Genomic DNA, 16,296 nt, shown 5'->3' on the forward strand with positions numbered 1-16,296 from the left:
GGAGTGCGTGATATATTATCTCTTGTGCTTATGAGTCATCGACGCTGAATTGAGCGGCGGAAGAAAAATAAGTTGACAACAAGCGCAATAAAATGATATGATCTAATTCCTGTGCAAGAGACATAATGTTGAAATGCCGGGAGCAAGTTCTTTGAAAACTGAACAAATGGAACGCTTTAATTTTCACAAGATTCATTCAATGAATCGTCAGTTTCAAAATGAGCAATCGCTCTTTCTATACTGCAATCTCTTCATCCGCTCAACCGAGCTGGATCGAGGAGATTGCAGGTGATGCTTGCTTCGCAAGCGTCCTAATTGGAGAGTTTGATCCTGGCTCAGGACGAACGCTGGCGGCGTGCCTAATACATGCAAGTCGAGCGGAGTCTAAGAGGAAGCTTGCTTCCTTTCAGACTTAGCGGCGGACGGGTGAGTAACACGTAGGCAACCTGCCCTCAAGGCTGGGATAACTACCGGAAACGGTAGCTAATACCGGATAATTTCTTTCTTCTCCTGAGGAGAGAATGAAAGGCGGAGCAATCTGCTGCTTGGGGATGGGCCTGCGGCGCATTAGCTAGTTGGTGGGGTAACGGCCCACCAAGGCGACGATGCGTAGCCGACCTGAGAGGGTGAACGGCCACACTGGGACTGAGACACGGCCCAGACTCCTACGGGAGGCAGCAGTAGGGAATCTTCCGCAATGGGCGCAAGCCTGACGGAGCAACGCCGCGTGAGTGATGAAGGTTTTCGGATCGTAAAGCTCTGTTGCCAGGGAAGAACGTCCGGTAGAGTAACTGCTGCCGGAGTGACGGTACCTGAGAAGAAAGCCCCGGCTAACTACGTGCCAGCAGCCGCGGTAATACGTAGGGGGCAAGCGTTGTCCGGAATTATTGGGCGTAAAGCGCGCGCAGGCGGTTATTTAAGTCTGGTGTTTAAACCTTGGGCTCAACCTGAGGTCGCACTGGAAACTGGGTGACTTGAGTACAGAAGAGGAAAGTGGAATTCCACGTGTAGCGGTGAAATGCGTAGATATGTGGAGGAACACCAGTGGCGAAGGCGACTTTCTGGGCTGTAACTGACGCTGAGGCGCGAAAGCGTGGGGAGCAAACAGGATTAGATACCCTGGTAGTCCACGCCGTAAACGATGAGTGCTAGGTGTTAGGGGTTTCGATACCCTTGGTGCCGAAGTTAACACAGTAAGCACTCCGCCTGGGGAGTACGGTCGCAAGACTGAAACTCAAAGGAATTGACGGGGACCCGCACAAGCAGTGGAGTATGTGGTTTAATTCGAAGCAACGCGAAGAACCTTACCAGGTCTTGACATCCAACTAACGAAGCAGAGATGCATCAGGTGCCCTTCGGGGAAAGTTGAGACAGGTGGTGCATGGTTGTCGTCAGCTCGTGTCGTGAGATGTTGGGTTAAGTCCCGCAACGAGCGCAACCCTTGACTTTAGTTGCCAGCAGGTGAAGCTGGGCACTCTAGAGTGACTGCCGGTGACAAACCGGAGGAAGGTGGGGATGACGTCAAATCATCATGCCCCTTATGACCTGGGCTACACACGTACTACAATGGCCGGTACAACGGGAAGCGAAGCCGCGAGGTGGAGCCAATCCCAGCAAAGCCGGTCTCAGTTCGGATTGCAGGCTGCAACTCGCCTGCATGAAGTCGGAATTGCTAGTAATCGCGGATCAGCATGCCGCGGTGAATACGTTCCCGGGTCTTGTACACACCGCCCGTCACACCACGAGAGTTTACAACACCCGAAGTCGGTGGGGTAACCCGCAAGGGAGCCAGCCGCCGAAGGTGGGGTAGATGATTGGGGTGAAGTCGTAACAAGGTAGCCGTATCGGAAGGTGCGGCTGGATCACCTCCTTTCTATGGAGAATCGTCACCTGCAATGGTGACATTCAAATAAAAGTCTTCAGGAAGCTTACTTCCTGAAGCAGGCTTTACTTTGTAAAGCCTTGAGCGTTTCCATTTGTTCGGTTTTGATGGAATTTGCGGGGCCATAGCTCAGCTGGGAGAGCGCCTGCCTTGCAAGCAGGAGGTCAGCGGTTCGATCCCGCTTGGCTCCACCAACAAACTTCATCTATTTGTATGTCTGAAATAATGGATACAACTTGATCCTTGAAAACTGGATACCGAAACGAATTTGCGTTTTAGAACATTCCTTTAAGCTGAACTTGTGTAAACAAGTTTCAATATTTTAGTGATGCTAAGCGATTTTCCTAACGGAAAACGCATTGGTTAAGCTACTAAGAGCACACGGAGGATGCCTAGGCGCCAGGAGCCGACGAAGGACGTGGCGAACAACGAAACTGCCTCGGGGAGCTGTAAGCAAGCTTTGATCCGGGGGTGTCCGAATGGGGAAACCCAGCTGTGGTAATTCGCAGTTACTCGTATCTGAATACATAGGATACGCAGAGGCAGACCAGGGGAACTGAAACATCTAAGTACCCTGAGGAAGAGAAAACAATAGTGATTCCGTCAGTAGCGGCGAGCGAACGCGGAACAGCCTAAACCAAGGGGCTTGCCCCTTGGGGTTGTGGGACGTCTCACATGGAGTTACAAAGGAATACGGTAGGCGAAGAGGTCTGGAAAGGCCCGCGATAGAGGTAAAAGCCCTGTAGCCGAAATGGTATTCTCTCCGAGACGGATCCCGAGTAGTGCGGGGCACGTGAAACCCCGTATGAATCCAGCAGGACCATCTGCTAAGGCTAAATACTACCTGGCGACCGATAGTGAAACAGTACCGTGAGGGAAAGGTGAAAAGCACCCCGGAAGGGGAGTGAAATAGAACCTGAAACCGTGTGCTTACAAAAAGTCAGAGTCCTCTTTATGGATGATGGCGTGCCTTTTGTAGAATGAACCGGCGAGTTACGTTTAACATGCAAGGTTAAGGTGAGAAGCCGGAGCCGCAGCGAAAGCGAGTCTGAATAGGGCGACTAAGTATGTGGACGTAGACCCGAAACCGTGTGATCTACCCCTGTCCAGGGTGAAGGTGCGGTAACACGCACTGGAGGCCCGAACCCACGCATGTTGAAAAATGCGGGGATGAGGTGGGGGTAGCGGAGAAATTCCAATCGAACTCGGAGATAGCTGGTTCTCCCCGAAATAGCTTTAGGGCTAGCCTCGGTGAATGGAGTGGTGGAGGTAGAGCACTGATTGGGTGCGGGGCCCGCAAGGGTTACCAAGCTCAGTCAAACTCCGAATGCCATTTACTTCTTGCCGGGAGTCAGACAGTGAGTGCTAAGATCCATTGTCAAAAGGGAAACAGCCCAGACCATCAGCTAAGGTCCCCAAGTGTGTGTTAAGTGGGAAAGGATGTGGAGTTGCACAGACAACCAGGATGTTGGCTTAGAAGCAGCCACCATTGAAAGAGTGCGTAATAGCTCACTGGTCGAGTGACTCTGCGCCGAAAATGTAACGGGGCTAAACACACCACCGAAGCTATGGCTAGGATCGACTTCACTGCGCCTTTGAGGCGTGTTTATCCAGATTGACATGAATGCCGTGAACCCTCCGAAGGGATGAATGGCTAAATGCTTTCAGGGGATAAACACAGACTTCGAAGCTGGAGTGAAGTCGATCCTGGGGTAGGGGAGCGTTGTGTAGGGGTTGAAGGTGTACCGTAAGGAGCGCTGGACACTACACAAGTGAGAATGCCGGTATGAGTAACGAAAAGATCAGTGAGAATCTGATCCGCCGAAAGCCCAAGGTTTCCTGAGGAAGGCTCGTCCGCTCAGGGTAAGTCGGGACCTAAGGCGAGGCCGACAGGCGTAGTCGAAGGACAACAGTTTGAAATTACTGTACCACCGTAATCCGCTATGAGCGATGGGGTGACGCAGGAGGGTAGTGACGCGGACTGATGGATGTCCGTCTAAGCAGTGAGGCTGGTGTGTAGGCAAATCCGCACACCGTAAGGCTGGGCTGTGATGGGGAGCGAAAATTACAGTAGCGAAGGTCATGATCTCACACTGCCAAGAAAAGCCTCTAGTCAGGAGAAGGTGCCCGTACCGCAAACCGACACAGGTAGGCGAGAAGAGAATTCTAAGGCGCGCGGAAGAACTCTCGTTAAGGAACTCGGCAAAATGACCCCGTAACTTCGGGAGAAGGGGTGCCTCGGTAGGGTGAATAGCCCGAGGGGGCCGCAGTGAAAAGGCCCAAGCGACTGTTTAGCAAAAACACAGGTCTGTGCGAAGCCGTAAGGCGAAGTATACGGGCTGACGCCTGCCCGGTGCTGGAAGGTTAAGGGGAGCGGTTAGGACGCAAGTCCGAAGCTGTGAACCGAAGCCCCAGTAAACGGCGGCCGTAACTATAACGGTCCTAAGGTAGCGAAATTCCTTGTCAGGTAAATTCTGACCCGCACGAATGGCGTAACGACTTGGGCGCTGTCTCAACGAGAGATCCGGTGAAATTTTAATACCTGTGAAGATGCAGGTTACCCGCGACAAGACGGAAAGACCCCATGGAGCTTTACTGCAGCTTGATATTGAATTTGGGTACGATCTGTACAGGATAGGTGGGAGCCGTTGAAGCAGGAGCGCAAGCTTCTGTGGAGGCGCCGTTGGGATACCACCCTGATCGTATCTAGGTTCTAACCTAGTACCGTAACCCGGTACGGGGACCGTGTCAGGCGGGCAGTTTGACTGGGGCGGTCGCCTCCTAAAGAGTAACGGAGGCGTTCAAAGGTTCCCTCAGAATGGTTGGAAATCATTCGCAGAGTGCAAAGGCATAAGGGAGCTTGACTGCGAGACCTACAAGTCGAGCAGGGACGAAAGTCGGACTTAGTGATCCGGTGGTACCGCATGGAAGGGCCATCGCTCAACGGATAAAAGCTACCCTGGGGATAACAGGCTTATCTCCCCCAAGAGTCCACATCGACGGGGAGGTTTGGCACCTCGATGTCGGCTCATCGCATCCTGGGGCTGAAGTAGGTCCCAAGGGTTGGGCTGTTCGCCCATTAAAGCGGTACGCGAGCTGGGTTCAGAACGTCGTGAGACAGTTCGGTCCCTATCTGTCGTGGGCGCAGGAAATTTGAGAGGAGCTGTCCTTAGTACGAGAGGACCGGGATGGACGTACCGCTGGTGCATCAGTTGTTCCGCCAGGAGCATGGCTGAGTAGCTACGTACGGACGGGATAAGCGCTGAAAGCATCTAAGCGTGAAGCCCCCCTCAAGATGAGATTTCCCAACATGTAAGACCCCTTGAAGACGACGAGGTAGATAGGTTGGAGGTGGAAGTGCAGCAATGCATGGAGCTGACCAATACTAATCGGTCGAGGGCTTATCCAAAAAACTACCCCAAAAAGTGAAGATGACGCTGACGAAGCGAATTCCGAGTACTTTCCGGGGGCCCCGTAAGAAGGGCGAGCGCAGATTCGTTTCGGATTCAGTTTTCAGGAATCAAATTCCTGAACGATTTTAAGCTGCATGTCCTTTCTAAGGATTGATATTTTGCGAGAGTGATCTCACAGATGTCCAAGCAGCGCAAAAATCACGTTTGGTGGCGATAGCGGAGGGGTTCCACACGTACCCATCCCGAACACGACCGTTAAGCCCTCCAGCGCCGATGGTACTTGGACCGAAGGGTCCTGGGAGAGTAGGACGTTGCCAAGCATATGAGCCATTGTTGAGCAATCGACAGTGGTTTTTTTGCGTGCGGGCAGGGCTGTGGAAAAGCTGTGGATAAATTTCAGTAAGTCCAGAAAAGTTGCGCACATGTGGATAGCTTTACAGGAACAGAATGATCCCCGGATCATGGGTACATAACGCATAATTTTGTGGATGAGTCAAGCAAAAACATAAGTAATACACCGATTTTGTGGATAAAAAGTGAATAATGTGGATAGATAATATGTAATCGTGGATAACTCATTTCAGCCGGAAAGAAACTCCTTCCGGTTTTTTGCTTTGCTGTGCAAAAGGTGTGGATAACTATTCTTTTTGCAGCTGATGGCAAGCCTTTATTAGCATCTGGCGGCTTCGCTTGTTATACTCTCTATTAAGCAAATAACTGAAGCTAATTTATGAATTGTAACGGGGGGAACAGAATGGAAATCAGGCAATTACGTGCCGGAGAATTTGAGGACAGCCTGAGCTTGTCCGAATATGCTTTTAAATATAAGGTTGCTGCAGAAGATAGAGTACGTGCCAAGGAGAATTTCAAACCGGAACAAACCTGGGCGATTTTTGAAGGGGACAGCATCGGTGCGAAGCTGACTCTTCTTCCATTACAGGTATATATACAAGGCAAGCCCGTTTCTATGGGGGGCATCGCCGGTGTAGCGACTTGGCCGGAGAACCGCCGGCAGGGGTATGTGGCCCATCTGCTGACCCATGCGCTCCAGACCATGAACGAAGCCGGTCAGACGTTGTCCTTTTTGCATCCGTTCCTGATTCCCTTTTACCGTAAATTCGGCTGGGAAATCTACTGTGAATATAAGAAGTACACTCTTCCGGTAGGGAAGTTCCCGCACAAGACGGAGATTAAGGGCAGCGTGAAGCGCGATACTCTTGATCTTGCAGTATTCCAGCAGCTGTATGACCAATTCGCCACGAGGTATAACGGAAGTCTCCAGCGTACAGAGACCTGGTGGAAGGAAAGTGTGCTTGATGACGATACGCATTCCTGTGTGTTTTATTCTGAGGCGGGTGAACCGGAAGGCTATGTGCTGTATAAAATAGTGCAGCAGGAGCTGGTCATAGATGAGTTCATCTATGGGAACGAGCTTGCCCGCCAGGGCTTGTGGACCTTCCTTGCCAATCATGACTCCATGATTACGGCTGCACAGCTGAAGCTGGTGCCTGCTGACGACATTCTGCCATTCCTCCTCCCGGACCCGCGGATTGCACAGGAGAATTATCCATACTTCATGGCGCGTATCGTCAATGCTAAGGCTTTTGTGGAGAACATGAGCTTCAATGTGCCGGAGGGGGAACGGGAGCGGGTGCTTTATATTGAAGATAAGCATGCGTCCTGGAACAACGGGTTATGGCGGTGGACGGTGTCGGAGCAGGGGGAGGCGACGTTTATCCGGATTCAGGGCGAGCGGTCAGACGCTGACCTGGAATGCAGTATCGGCACGCTTACTGTGCTGCTGATGGGATACAAACGTCCGCTTCAGGCGGCAAAGTACGGACAATTATCCGGGAATGCCGAGGCGACAGCTTGGCTTGAAACGCTGATTCCGCAGGCCGAGACGGCATTATTCGATTTTTTCTGACAGCGAACGGCTCTTCTTCTTCCCTTGGAAGCGGAGGAGCTTTCCTATACATAATGCCCAAGTTCAGTGAACTAAGCAGGCAACCGGAATACATTACAGCCAAAAAGTAAAAAATAAGAGTAACCCCTTGGAATTCAGTGAGAATATGTTATAATATGAAAAAGTCAAAGAAAGTCAAAGTCAACGCAGGCCGGATAGGATCGTTCTCAGGAATGTAACATTTAGAGTAAAAGTGCAGTGCAGCGGCTATTACAGCCGATTCTTATTGCATTGCAAGGGTTAAGTTCTTAAGAGCATGTCTCTGACGGCAGGCGTTGGCGCAGCACAGATTTAACCAATGCTTACACACTGGAGGATGAGTGATGCGTAATATCTCCGATATTATTGAACAATATCTGAAGAATATTTTGCATGAAAGTCCCGAAGGTACGGTGGAAATTCAGCGCAATGATCTGGCGGACCAGTTCTCCTGTGTCCCGTCACAGATCAATTACGTCATCAGCACACGGTTCACATTGGAAAAGGGATATGTGGTGGAGAGCAAACGCGGCGGGGGTGGATATATCCGGATTCAGCGCTATGAGCTGCCTCAGAATGTGGCCTTATACGCACATCTGAACTCCACGATAGGGAATGATATTGATCAGAATTCTGCCGAAGGGCTGATTTATCAGCTGGAGGAGGCCCGTTTCCTCTCCAAACGTGAAGCGTGTCTGATGCGGTCTGCGGTTTCCCGGGAATGCCTGACGGTTAATCTGCCGTACCGGGATGAGATTCGTGCCAAGCTTATGAAGGCTATGCTAATCTCTTTATTGGGCAAATAATTTGTCAAATGGTAAGGAGGGACACCGCTCATGCTATGCCAGGAATGCGGCGTCAAACCGGCTACACTCCACTTCACGAAGATCGTGAACGGGGAGAAGACGGAATTTCATATTTGCGAAAGCTGTGCGCGGGAGAAGGGTGAACTGATTCCCGGAACTGCGGGCGGTTTCTCTATCCACAGCTTGCTTTCCGGTCTCCTGGATCTGGAGGGCTCGGGCAAGGGCAAATCAGCAGCAGCACAAAGTGTGCAGGGTCTGCATTGTGAAAACTGCGGCATGACCTATTCACAGTTCAGCAAGCTGGGACGGTTCGGCTGCAGCTCCTGCTATAAGTATTTCGACAGTACGCTTGACCCGCTCTTCAGACGGGTGCATGGCAGTACAGCACATGTCGGCAAGCTTCCTAAGCGGGCTGGAGCACAGATTATGTGCAAGCGCCAGATTGATGAGCTGAAGCAGGAATTACAGCAGAGTATTGTGCAGGAGGAATTCGAGACCGCAGCTGAGCTGAGGGACAGAATCCGCAAGCTTGAAAAAGAAATGCCATAAGAGTAAAGTCTTTGATATATAGGGGGGATCAGGCATGTCAAGTCTCCGGTATACCGAACAAGCACTTAGTGAATGGATGCGCTGCGGCGGCAGTCATTCGGAGATTGTCATCAGCAGCCGTATGCGTATCGCCCGTAATCTGGAGCATCTTCCGTTCCCGCTGCTCGCTTCAACAGAGCAGTCGGAGGAGGTGCTGGAGCAGCTTGCCCCTGTATTTCAGGGCGATGCCTCTGCAGATTTCGGCAGCTTTGAACTGCTGAGGCTGGATGAGCTGGGTGAGTTGGACAAAAAAGTGCTGGTGGAAAAGCACCTTATCAGTCCTAATCTGGCGGATGATTCCAAAGGCGGGGCAGTCATTCTTAATGAGGACGAGTCGGTCAGCATTATGATTAATGAGGAGGATCATCTCCGTATTCAATGTCTGTTCCCTGGACTGCAGGTCAGAGAAGCATGGGTGAGGGCGACTGCCATCGATGATATTTTCGAGGCTGCTGTCAATTACGCCTTCGATGACCGCAGAGGATACTTAACAAGCTGTCCCACCAATGTGGGAACAGGGCTAAGAGCATCGGTTATGGTCCATCTGCCGGCCTTGGTGATGACTCATCAGATCAACCGCATTTTATCTGCAGTTAATCAGGTGGGGCTTACCGTTAGAGGAATTTATGGTGAAGGCAGCGAAGCAGTAGGGAATATCTTTCAGATTTCGAACCAGATTACGCTGGGACAGACCGAAGGTGAGATTATTGAGAATCTTCACAGTGTAGTCACCCAGATTATAGAGCATGAGCGAAATGCGCGTGAACGCCTGCTGGCGGATTCCGCATTGCGGATTACGGACCGTATCAAGCGCTCCTACGGAATTCTGGCCTATGCTGCTGTGATGGAACTGAAAGAATCGGCACAGCGGCTCTCCGATCTGCGGCTTGGTGTAGATCTGGGGATTCTGGAAGGGCCTTCGATTTCAGTGCTCAATGAGCTGAATGTCAAGACTCAGCCGGGCTTTCTGCAGAAGCTGTTCGGTGACGAGCTGTCGCCTACTGAACGCGATATGTACCGGGCGAAGCTGCTCCGGGAGACACTGGGATCACAACATTAATTATAGATATTTATTATCCGTGGAGGTGCAGGAGATATGATGTTTGGAAGATTTACGGAACGCGCACAAAAGGTGCTGGCGCTGGCGCAGGAAGAAGCCGTACGTTTGGGACACAACAACATTGGGACAGAGCATATTTTACTCGGACTGATTCGTGAAGGAGACGGCATTGCCGCTAAGGCATTGATCGGACTTGGTCTGGGTCTGGAGAAGATACAGGATGAAGTGGAAACGCTGATTGGCAGAGGTCAGGAACAACCGACCAACATCGCTTATACTCCTCGTGCCAAGAAGGTAATCGAGCTGTCCATGGACGAAGCCCGCAAGCTGGGTCACACGTATGTGGGAACAGAGCATATCCTGCTCGGTCTGATCCGTGAGGGAGAAGGCGTAGCAGCCCGTGTGCTAAACAATCTCGGCATTAGTCTGAACAAGGCCCGCCAGCAGGTATTGCAGCTCCTTGGCAGCAGTGAAGCCACCTCCAGCCACAGCGGAGCTCCGGCTAACGTCAGCACGCCAACATTGGACGGTCTGGCCCGTGATCTGACGGCTTATGCCAAGGATGGTAACCTCGATCCTGTGATTGGCCGCAGCAAGGAAATTGAACGTGTTATTCAGGTGCTCAGCCGCCGGACCAAGAATAATCCGGTACTGATCGGTGAGCCCGGGGTTGGTAAAACGGCGATTGCCGAAGGTCTGGCCCAAAAGATCATCAACAATGAAATTCCGGAGACACTGCGCGACAAACGTGTCATGACCCTTGATATGGGTTCTGTAGTGGCCGGTACGAAATATCGCGGTGAGTTCGAAGACCGCCTCAAAAAAATCATGGATGAGATTCGCCAAGCAGGCAATATCGTGCTCTTCATCGATGAATTGCATACGCTGATCGGAGCGGGGGGGGCGGAAGGCGCAATTGATGCCTCCAACATCCTGAAGCCTGCCCTGGCCCGTGGTGAGCTGCAGTGCATCGGTGCTACAACGCTTGATGAATACCGCAAATATATTGAGAAGGACGCTGCCCTGGAACGCCGCTTCCAACCGATCACGGTGGATCAGCCTTCGCCTGCAGAAGCTGTTCAGATCCTGTTCGGCCTGCGTGACCGCTATGAAGCCCATCACCGGGTGAAAATTACGGATGAAGCCATTGTGGAAGCTGTCAAGCTGTCGGACCGCTATATTCCAGACCGGTTCCTGCCGGACAAGGCGATTGACCTGATTGATGAAGCAGGCTCCAAGGTAAGACTGAATTCTTACACGATTCCGCCGAATCTGAAGGAACTCGAAATGCGTCTGGATGACATCCGCAAGGAGAAGGATTCCGCAGTACAGAGCCAGGAGTTCGAGAAGGCTGCTGCACTGCGCGATACCGAGCAGAAGATTCGTGAAGAGCTGGATACTACGAAGAATCAGTGGAAAGAAAAGCAGGGCCGCACCGATTCCCAGGTTACACCTGAGGATATCGCGCAGGTGGTTGCCAGCTGGACCGGCATTCCGGTCAGTAAGCTGAAGGAAGAGGAAACGGACCGTCTGCTGAATATGGAAGCTCTGCTGCATGAACGTGTTATCGGCCAGGATGAGGCCGTTAAGGCGGTAAGCCGGGCACTCCGCCGGGCGCGTGCGGGGCTGAAGGACCCGAAACGTCCGATGGGCTCCTTCATCTTCCTCGGACCTACCGGGGTTGGTAAAACCGAGCTGGCGCGGGCGCTTGCCGAAGCAATGTTCGGCGACGAGAATGCGGTCATCCGCATCGACATGTCGGAGTACATGGAGAAGCATTCTACCTCCCGTCTGGTCGGAGCGCCTCCGGGGTATGTCGGGTATGAAGAAGGCGGACAATTGACAGAGAAGGTGCGCCGCAAGCCGTACTCGGTTGTCCTGCTGGATGAGATCGAGAAAGCCCACCCTGAAGTATTCAATATTCTGCTGCAGGTGCTGGAAGACGGCCGTCTGACCGATTCCAAAGGCCGCGTGGTCGATTTCCGCAATACCCTGATCATCCTGACCTCGAACGTCGGGGCACAGGCAATCAAGAAGAATTCGACGCTTGGCTTCACGGCCGTTCAAGATGCAGGCGCCGATTACACCAATATGAAGGGCAAGGTTATGGAAGAGCTGAAGAAGAGCTTCCGGCCTGAGTTCCTGAACCGGATCGATGAGATCATCGTCTTCCACTCTTTGGAGGAGAAGCATATCGCAGAGATCGTTACCTTGATGTCCGACGAGCTGCGCAAGCGTCTGCGTGAGTATGATGTAGACTTCCTGCTTACCGACGGGGCCAAAGCGTTCCTGGCCAAAGAGGGTTATGATCCGGCCTTTGGTGCCCGTCCGCTCCGCCGGGCGATTCAGAAGCATATCGAAGACCGCCTCTCCGAAGAGCTGCTCAAAGGCAACATCAAGAAAGGGGATTCCCTTAACATTGATGAGGTGAACGGCGAACTGGTCGTAACCACCGTTGAAGCACCGGCCGAAGTCTCCCTGGAGAAAACAGTCGAAACTGAATAATTGTTCCGGAAAATGAAACAAAGCTCTCGCTCCTCCGTATAGAGGGGCGGGAGCTTTATTTGTTTCCTCTCCCCAGGCATGCCTAACCATGCCTAAAAAAAGACGCAAATGAAAACTAGATCTTAAGTGTCCTTCCGTTCAGTGTGCAGAAATGGTAAACTTTGAATAAGAGTAAAATATCCGCAATTTTAGCAAGTTCGGACGGTAAGGAGTGCACATGGCTAAACCTAAAACAAAATTTTTCTGTACCGAATGCGGCTATGAATCACCGAAATGGTTCGGGAAGTGCCCGGGGTGCCAGGAATGGAACTCGATGGTAGAGGAAACGGAAAGCGTCGTCAAAACACAAGGCATGAATGCACCTATTTTTCAGAGTAAAGAAAAGGCGCAATCGATCATAAATATAGAAAGTGACAAGGAGCCGCGTATTCTGACGGGCATCGGCGAACTTAACCGCGTGCTTGGCGGCGGGATCGTACCCGGCTCGCTGGTACTGGTTGGAGGCGACCCCGGAATCGGGAAATCGACCCTGCTGCTGCAGACCTCGCATGCCTTGACTACACAAGGGCTGCGCGTGCTGTATATCTCGGGGGAAGAATCTGTGCGGCAGACCAAGCTGCGGGCCGACCGCCTCGGAGCGCTGTCTGCGGAATTGTATGTTCTGTGCGAGACCAACATGGAGAGCATTGAGGAAGCCATTGAGCAGATTCAGCCTCAATTTCTGGTCATTGACTCGATTCAGACTGTATTTATGCCGGAAGTAACCAGTGCGCCGGGCAGTGTAGCACAGGTGCGGGAATGTACAACAAGATTCATGCGGATTGCTAAGATCCGGGGAATTGCTACGGTGCTTGTAGGGCATGTAACCAAGGAAGGTGCGATTGCCGGCCCGCGTATGCTGGAGCATATGGTGGATTGTGTCCTTTATTTTGAAGGGGAACGCCATCATACCTACCGTCTGCTGCGGGCAGTGAAGAACCGCTTCGGCTCCACCAACGAGATCGGGATCTTTGAAATGGGAGAAATCGGGCTGACTGAGGTGGAGAACCCGTCGGAGCTGTTCTTGTCCGAGCGCCCGCTTGGAGTGGCCGGGTCAGCGGTGGTCGCCAGCATGGAGGGTACAAGACCGGTTCTTGTTGAATTGCAGGCGCTGGTTGCTTCGACACATTTCCCTTCGCCCCGCAGAATGTGCACAGGTATGGATCATCAACGGATGGCGCTGATCATTGCTGTACTGGAGAAGCGGATGGGCATGTTCCTGCAGAATCAGGACGCTTACCTCAACGTTGCGGGAGGGGTGAAGCTGGATGAGCCGGCGGTGGATTTGGCTGTCGCCATCAGCATTGCCTCCAGCTTCCGTGATTTTCCGACCAAGCCGTATGATGTGTTTTTCGGGGAGGTAGGGCTTACCGGTGAGGTGAGAGGGGTATCACGCGCAGAGATGCGGGTGAAAGAGGCGGCCAAGCTTGGCTTCCGGCGGGTCATTATGCCCGAGAAGAGTCTGAAGGGCTGGAAGCATCCGCAGGATATTCAGATTATAGGCGTCAGCACAGTAGCACAGGCACTAGCGGTCGCGTTAGATTAGGGGGCACAGGGACATGAAAGAATATAATCCATCAGATAATATGAATGATCTGCTTAGAATGGCTGCACCCGGAACACCCTTCCGGGAAGGGCTGGAGAATGTGCTTCGCGCGAAGACCGGAGCACTGATTGTTGTCGGATATAGTCCGGAGGTTATGGAGGTTGTCGATGGCGGCTTCTCCATTAACTGCGATTTTTCGCCAAACTATTTATACGAGCTGGCCAAAATGGATGGAGCGATTATTCTAAGCGAGGATCTGAAGCGGATTCTGTACGCCAATACGCAGCTGATTCCCGATTCCTCCATCTCTTCGATCGAGACAGGAATCCGGCACCGGACGGCTGAACGTGTAGCGAAGCAGACCGGCAAGCTCGTCGTTTCCATTTCCCAGCGCCGGAATATTATTACCCTGTATCAGGGTTCCATCCGTTACGCGCTCAAGGAAATTGGCGCCATTCTGGCCAAGGCCAACCAGGCGATTCAGACTCTGGAGAAGTACAAAGCCGTTCTGACCCAAGGGCTGACCAACCTGTCCGCTTCCGAATACGAAGGGATTGTGACTGTGGCCGAGGTCGTCGGTGTAATCCAGCGCGTGGAGATGGTGCTGAGAATCAAAATGGAAATTAAGCGTTACATCAACGAGCTTGGCAATGAAGGCCGGCTGATCAGTATGCAGATGGAAGAATTGGTTGGAAATACAGAGGAAGAAGCATGGTTGCTGTACAGAGACTATGCCAGAGAAGAGCAGGAGGAGAAGATCCGTGAGATCATTGCCGGGCTGAAGCGCAGCAGCGATGATGAACTGATGGATGACAACCACATTGCCCGCCTGCTGGGCTATTCCTCAACAGCCATTTCCTCCGAAGAAGCTGTGACTCCGCGCGGTTACCGCCTGCTGAACAAGATCCCAAGGCTGCCGAATGTAATCATCCACAACTTGGTGGAACGCTTCGAAATGCTGCCTAACCTGATGACGGCAAGCATAGCTGAGCTTGATGAAGTAGACGGCATTGGCGAGGTTCGGGCACGTAATATTCAGGACGGGCTGAAGCGGCTCCAGAAACAAGTTCTTATTGACAGACAAATGTAAATACCATACAATCACGTAATGTTGCAGTCCCATGCAGTACAAGTAGGAAAATTGAGGTGAAGAAATGATACAAAAATCAATTCCAAGTCTTTTTACGATAGGTAATCTGATGCTTGGAATGTTTGGTATCATGATGGCGTTTGACGGTAAGCTGAGCATGGCCGCTATCATGGTGATTATCGCGATGCTGCTCGATGGGCTGGATGGCCGTATGGCCCGTGCGCTGAAATGCGAGAGTGAATTCGGCAAGGAGCTGGATTCTTTATCCGATGTCGTTTCGTTCGGAGTCGCACCGGCGCTGATTATGTATTTAACAAGTCTGCAGGAGCTGAATCCTGCACTGGGGTGGACGGTCACAGCGATCTTCCCTGTATTCGGAGCCTTGCGTCTGGCCCGGTTCAATGTCCGTCCGGGGATTCCCGGATATTTCGTAGGATTGCCGATTCCTGCTGCAGGCGGGGTTCTGGCCACGCTTGCACTTTTCCATAAGGATGTATCTGCACCATTCATGATTGTCGCTACCCTGCTGCTGTCGTATCTGATGGTCAGCACAGTGAAGTATCCCAATTTCAAGAAGATCGGTTTTCCCAAAAAAGCAGTTATTGGCGCACCTGTAGTTATCGTGATCGCTGTAGCTGTTGCGGTGGTCTTCCCTGAACAGATTGCCAAGCTGATCTTTGGACTGCTGGCGCTGTATGCTTTGTATGGCTTTAGACAGAGCTTAGGACTATTTAAGGTACGGCGGCAACGCCGCCGCAGAAGACGCGCGGAAGATAAGGTATATCATTCCAAGAATGGTTAGTACAAAAGGCATTGCCTTTCCTGAATATCAGGAGAGTGCAATGCCTTTTTGCTGCCTGCGGGAAGGGAAGTATACGGAATACGGCCCTTCGGAGCTGGCGGAATGGATGAAGGAGAGCACGGACGGTCTGCTCAGGACAAGTTGAACAACCCGAGTGTTGCGCATTTCTGCGATTCCTTGGCGACAACCTCGTCCATATTGATAGCAAGCAAATTGCAGAGTGCAGACATGTAGAACAGCTCGCGGCCCAACTCGGAGCCAATGACCTCGCGGCAGTTCTCACACAGCTCTCCTGCCAGATGAGTCCCGGCAAGCTCTTTGGCTTGCTCAAGTCCCAGAGTCGGCTCGAAGACCTGCTTGGTGGCATGCAGCTGAATGCAGCCGCATTCGGTAATGGCTTTGACGACAGCCCGGTTGACGGAAGCACTGCTCTGTCCGTTCTTGGACATTACATCCAGAAGACTACGGTGACGGAGCAGCAGTTCGGAGACTTGATCCTGAAAGGCCTGTAAACTTGGTGCGCTCATTTTCCATTCACCCCTGGGTTCGAATTGAGTTCATTATATGCCAGGGCCTCCCTCATTTTCAACCAAGAATAGCAGTTTACGGCAATAGAGGCG

Annotated in this window: 10 protein-coding genes, 1 tRNA gene and 3 rRNA genes; 13 read left to right on the forward strand and 1 reads right to left on the reverse strand. The window is 52.0% G+C overall.

Going from position 1 to position 16,296, the window contains the following annotated elements; genetic code table 11:
- Window positions 1-312: 312 nt before the first annotated feature.
- From NSU18_RS22910 to NSU18_RS22970, 13 genes are all read left to right on the forward strand, one after another.
- Window positions 313-1,873, forward strand: a 16S ribosomal RNA gene (locus tag NSU18_RS22910).
- A gap of 127 nt (window positions 1,874-2,000) precedes the next feature.
- Window positions 2,001-2,076: transfer RNA gene (locus tag NSU18_RS22915), tRNA-Ala, on the forward strand.
- A 167-nt stretch (window positions 2,077-2,243) separates the two neighbouring features.
- Window positions 2,244-5,291 (forward strand): 23S ribosomal RNA (locus tag NSU18_RS22920).
- A 207-nt stretch (window positions 5,292-5,498) separates the two neighbouring features.
- Window positions 5,499-5,615 (forward strand): 5S ribosomal RNA (rrf, locus tag NSU18_RS22925).
- Together the 16S, 23S and 5S rRNA genes with 1 tRNA gene alongside form the textbook arrangement of a ribosomal RNA operon.
- A gap of 434 nt (window positions 5,616-6,049) precedes the next feature.
- A complete protein-coding gene (locus NSU18_RS22930) occupies window positions 6,050-7,222 on the forward strand; it encodes a GNAT family N-acetyltransferase (protein WP_341150152.1) in 1,173 nt (390 codons plus the stop codon).
- A gap of 362 nt (window positions 7,223-7,584) precedes the next feature.
- Complete coding sequence (locus NSU18_RS22935; RefSeq protein WP_036721901.1) at window positions 7,585-8,046, forward strand: CtsR family transcriptional regulator; 462 nt, start codon at window positions 7,585-7,587, stop codon at window positions 8,044-8,046.
- Window positions 8,047-8,076: 30 nt separating this feature from the next.
- Window positions 8,077-8,595: a UvrB/UvrC motif-containing protein gene (locus tag NSU18_RS22940; protein ID WP_341150153.1), complete on the forward strand. Its 519-nt coding sequence runs from the start codon at window positions 8,077-8,079 to the stop codon at window positions 8,593-8,595.
- 34 nt (window positions 8,596-8,629) lie between these two features.
- A complete protein-coding gene (locus NSU18_RS22945) occupies window positions 8,630-9,694 on the forward strand; it encodes a protein arginine kinase (RefSeq protein ID WP_341016358.1) in 1,065 nt (354 codons plus the stop codon).
- Window positions 9,695-9,730: 36 nt separating this feature from the next.
- Window positions 9,731-12,199, forward strand: coding sequence for an ATP-dependent protease ATP-binding subunit ClpC (clpC, locus tag NSU18_RS22950; RefSeq protein WP_341016360.1), 2,469 nt, complete (start codon window positions 9,731-9,733; stop codon window positions 12,197-12,199).
- Window positions 12,200-12,416: 217 nt separating this feature from the next.
- Window positions 12,417-13,784, forward strand: a complete 1,368-nt coding sequence (gene radA, locus NSU18_RS22955; protein WP_036692317.1) for a DNA repair protein RadA — start codon at window positions 12,417-12,419, stop codon at window positions 13,782-13,784.
- Window positions 13,785-13,797: 13 nt separating this feature from the next.
- The gene (gene disA / locus NSU18_RS22960; protein WP_076161525.1) at window positions 13,798-14,874 is read left to right on the forward strand and encodes a DNA integrity scanning diadenylate cyclase DisA; all 1,077 of its coding nucleotides are present in this window, start codon (window positions 13,798-13,800) and stop codon (window positions 14,872-14,874) included.
- A 64-nt stretch (window positions 14,875-14,938) separates the two neighbouring features.
- A complete protein-coding gene (gene pssA / locus NSU18_RS22965; protein WP_076081725.1) occupies window positions 14,939-15,676 on the forward strand; it encodes a CDP-diacylglycerol--serine O-phosphatidyltransferase in 738 nt (245 codons plus the stop codon).
- Entirely contained in the window at window positions 15,669-15,821 is a 153-nt protein-coding gene (locus NSU18_RS22970) for a hypothetical protein (protein WP_341016361.1), read from the forward strand. The genes pssA and NSU18_RS22970 overlap by 8 nt, the downstream gene beginning before the upstream one ends.
- Here the strand turns inward: NSU18_RS22970 and NSU18_RS22975 are convergent.
- Window positions 15,808-16,203 (reverse strand): hypothetical protein, encoded by a 396-nt coding sequence (locus tag NSU18_RS22975; protein WP_036692322.1) that lies wholly within the window; start codon window positions 16,201-16,203, stop codon window positions 15,808-15,810. The two genes, NSU18_RS22970 and NSU18_RS22975, sit on opposite strands and share 14 nt — an antisense overlap.
- Between the last annotated feature and the right edge of the window lie 93 nt (window positions 16,204-16,296).

Origin of the sequence: Paenibacillus sp. FSL H8-0048 (assembly GCF_038002825.1) — a bacterium.
In the GTDB taxonomy this organism is placed as follows: Bacteria; Bacillota; Bacilli; order Paenibacillales; family Paenibacillaceae; genus Paenibacillus_AQ.

What these genes read in the sequence shown, in the direction of transcription:
- NSU18_RS22930 (WP_341150152.1), top strand. Translation starts at nt 6,050, where the DNA reads ATGGAAATCAGGCAATTACGTGCCGGAGAATTTGAGGACAGCCTGAGC.
- NSU18_RS22935 (WP_036721901.1), top strand. Translation starts at nt 7,585, where the DNA reads ATGCGTAATATCTCCGATATTATTGAACAATATCTGAAGAATATTTTG.
- NSU18_RS22940 (WP_341150153.1), top strand. Translation starts at nt 8,077, where the DNA reads ATGCTATGCCAGGAATGCGGCGTCAAACCGGCTACACTCCACTTCACG.
- NSU18_RS22945 (WP_341016358.1), top strand. Translation starts at nt 8,630, where the DNA reads ATGTCAAGTCTCCGGTATACCGAACAAGCACTTAGTGAATGGATGCGC.
- clpC (WP_341016360.1), top strand. Translation starts at nt 9,731, where the DNA reads ATGATGTTTGGAAGATTTACGGAACGCGCACAAAAGGTGCTGGCGCTG.
- radA (WP_036692317.1), top strand. Translation starts at nt 12,417, where the DNA reads ATGGCTAAACCTAAAACAAAATTTTTCTGTACCGAATGCGGCTATGAA.
- disA (WP_076161525.1), top strand. Translation starts at nt 13,798, where the DNA reads ATGAAAGAATATAATCCATCAGATAATATGAATGATCTGCTTAGAATG.
- pssA (WP_076081725.1), top strand. Translation starts at nt 14,939, where the DNA reads ATGATACAAAAATCAATTCCAAGTCTTTTTACGATAGGTAATCTGATG.
- NSU18_RS22970 (WP_341016361.1), top strand. Translation starts at nt 15,669, where the DNA reads ATGGTTAGTACAAAAGGCATTGCCTTTCCTGAATATCAGGAGAGTGCA.
- NSU18_RS22975 (WP_036692322.1), bottom strand. Translation starts at nt 16,203, where the DNA reads ATGAGCGCACCAAGTTTACAGGCCTTTCAGGATCAAGTCTCCGAACTG.